Here is a 2,544-nt window from a genome sequence, read left to right as displayed (position 1 = left end):
GTGGTTGCATCCGCAGCTGGGTACGACCACTCACGCGCCGCGGGCCTACCTGGCCGCGTTGCAACACGTGGCGGTCACCCTGAACGCGGACGCCGGCTGGCGCCGCTGGTGGCAGGGTTCGGGCACGAGGTCGTGTGAGCTGGGCATCGTGGCGGAGGAGCGGCTGGACCACCTGCGGCCGAGCGCCGACATCGTCAAGGCGGGCGACCGGGTGCGGGCGAACTTCACCAGTACGCTGCCGGCCGGCGCGACGGACCTGGTGGGCGCGGCGAAGTCCGAGCTCAGGGGAATGTTCGAGGTGATCCGCGAGGCGATCGGCCTGACCCAGCTGCCGCCGATCCCGGCGGTGCCGGCCCTGCCGCCGGAGGCCCACAACGTGGAGGTGACGGCCCGACCGCTACCGGCCGGCGCGCGCGAGCAGGACCAGCAGGGCTACCTGACCCTGACCCAGATCCAGGAGTTCTTCCGCTAGTCGGGCAGCGGCTCGATGGCCGGGTCCGGCGGCAGGAAGACCGTGTCGGGCGGGATGATCTTGTCGATCTCGTCCTCGGTCGCGCCGTGTGGGAGCCTCGGCGCGTCGTCCGGGATGCGGACCCGATGCAGGAAGATGCCGGTGCGGCACCTGTCGCACCAGACGAAAACCATGCCTTTCCCGCCCTCGCGACCGGCGAGGTAGGCGATCTGGACCCTGCCCCCGTCGCCCTCGGGGCACGGCAACTCGATGCGCTCGGGCCACCCGCCGTCGATCTTGGCGTAAGCGTCGAACCACGCCTCCCATCGACGCTGCGACGCGGTCATGCCTGCCACGGAGACTCCGTCATTCGTCCATCAGATGCTGGTGCTCCTGCCACCACTCCTCCTCATAAGCCTCCGCCCGGTCCTCCCACTGTTGCAACTTCGATGTCTTGAAGGGCACGCGTTTCCCGCTGCGGATCTCTTCGACGTGAAATCGCTCGTGCGCCAGTGTCCGGGCTAGCTCTCGTTCACTGACGAAGGCACTCCGGGTGAGGATCACCGTCTGATCGTCCTTCGTGATCCCGGCGTATTGACCGACTCGAACCTTGTCGATCGAATACTCGATGCCGACCATGTCGATGCCGTACTTCGCCGCCATCGCGTCGACGTTCTCCCGAGTCATGAGGATCTTCTTGCCGTTCCGGACGATGCCATCGGCTCCGCGATGCAGGTCTCGGCTGTCCGGGCGCAGGCGGGCGCGCAGCTTCCGGATCAGGTCGGCCAGGCTGGTGCATTCGCGCAGGAGGTTTCGCAGGCTGGCCAGCAGCGCCCGCAGCCAGTGGGCGATACGGGCGGCCCAAGAGGCGCACAGCGTCGCCACCTGCTCCGCCACCAGTGGCGTTGCCGCGCCGAAGGTAGCCAGCAGCTCGGCCGCGTAGACCACTAGGCGCGACACCACCGTCGCGACCGCGTCGCGGACCATCAGGCGAACCGTGCCGATCAAAGCGCCCGCGCCCTCGGTGACCAGCGCCATCGTGTCCGAACCCGAGGCCAGCGCCGTCAGGGCCAGCGCCCGCTGTGCCGCCCACCGCTGGTATGCCTCCGCCGCCGAGCCGGTCCAACCGCTCACGTCGGTGCGCACCGCGCGTGTCAGCTGCTCCGACTCCTCCCGGAGCGCGGCCGCCGCGTTGCGCCAGGTCTGCGCGTGTGCGGCGATCTGCGCCGGGTCACCGGCCAGCCAGTCCAGCGCCTCCGACAACGGCTTGACGTGCTCGATCAGCCAGGCGATCCCGTATTGCAGCAGGGCACCGGCCGGATCCGAGATCAGAGCGAGGCCGTCGAGGCCCGCACTGACGGCGCCGAGCGAGGTATCCACCCAGCTGCCACTCCGAACACCCGAAGCGATCAGCTCGATGTCCTCGGCGATCCACACACCCGCCCACGGACTCTCCCCGCCGGACGAGGCGGCGGCCACCAACGGGTTCACGGACATCAATGACTGTTGTACTCGCTTTACCCCATCACCGTTTCGACCCTGTGGATAACCAAAGAGTGGTAGCCCACCCACGCATCAGGGCCTTGCACACGTGGGAGAGCTACCACTTCTCGCTTGCCACCGCCGGCGCGACCAACAGTGGTAGCCCGGCCACGCGTCAGGGCCCCGCACACGTGGGAGAGCTACCACTTCTCGTTTGCGCCCGCCCGCGGGACCCGATGTGGTGGCCCAGCCACGTGGGTGGGCTACCAGTTTGGGGTGTTCTCGGGTTCTACTCGTTCTGGGCGGTGGCGGCCCGGGGAGCGGGGGCTCGGGACGGCCGGGGCCACCACCACCGCCGTGCCGCCCAGGCCGATGCCCGCGTAGGTGATCGGGCGGAGGCGGCGCAGCGCCCAGCCGTACAACAGTCCGAAGAGGACCGCTGTGCCGTAGGCCGCCGGGACGGCCACCACCAGCCAGTGGCGGGTCGGCACGCCGAGCAGCTCTGGCAATGCCGCGAAGCCCAGGTACACCAAGGCGCCCAACAGGACCGTCGCCAGAGCCGGGGCGACGAACCGGCGCCATGCGCCCTCGTCGTTCGGGGCGCGGTTGAG

At 69.4% G+C, this 2,544-nt stretch carries 3 protein-coding genes and 1 pseudogene; 1 reads left to right on the top strand and 3 read right to left on the bottom strand.

Going from position 1 to position 2,544, the window contains the following annotated elements; genetic code table 11:
• Window positions 1–472: hypothetical protein (locus AB0M20_RS37725; RefSeq protein ID WP_364305616.1), on the top strand; the 472-nt coding region annotated here is incomplete at its 5' end.
• Here the strand turns inward: AB0M20_RS37725 and AB0M20_RS37720 are convergent.
• The 3 genes and pseudogenes from AB0M20_RS37720 to AB0M20_RS37710 form a co-directional block, all read right to left on the bottom strand.
• A complete protein-coding gene (locus AB0M20_RS37720; protein WP_364305613.1) occupies window positions 469–807 on the bottom strand; it encodes a hypothetical protein in 339 nt (112 codons plus the stop codon). The genes AB0M20_RS37725 and AB0M20_RS37720 overlap by 4 nt on opposite strands.
• Window positions 808–817: 10 nt before the next feature.
• Window positions 818–2,023 carry a hypothetical protein gene (locus tag AB0M20_RS37715; protein ID WP_364305611.1) on the bottom strand — a complete coding sequence of 402 codons (1,206 nt, stop codon included), beginning with the start codon at window positions 2,021–2,023 and terminating at the stop codon, window positions 818–820.
• A gap of 173 nt (window positions 2,024–2,196) precedes the next feature.
• Window positions 2,197–2,544, bottom strand: a pseudogene (locus AB0M20_RS37710) (APC family permease); the annotation flags it as partial.

This window comes from Actinoplanes sp. NPDC051633 (genome assembly GCF_040681735.1).
GTDB lineage: Bacteria > Actinomycetota > Actinomycetes > Mycobacteriales > Micromonosporaceae > Actinoplanes.
This window is presented reverse-complemented; position numbering and strand designations above follow the sequence as displayed.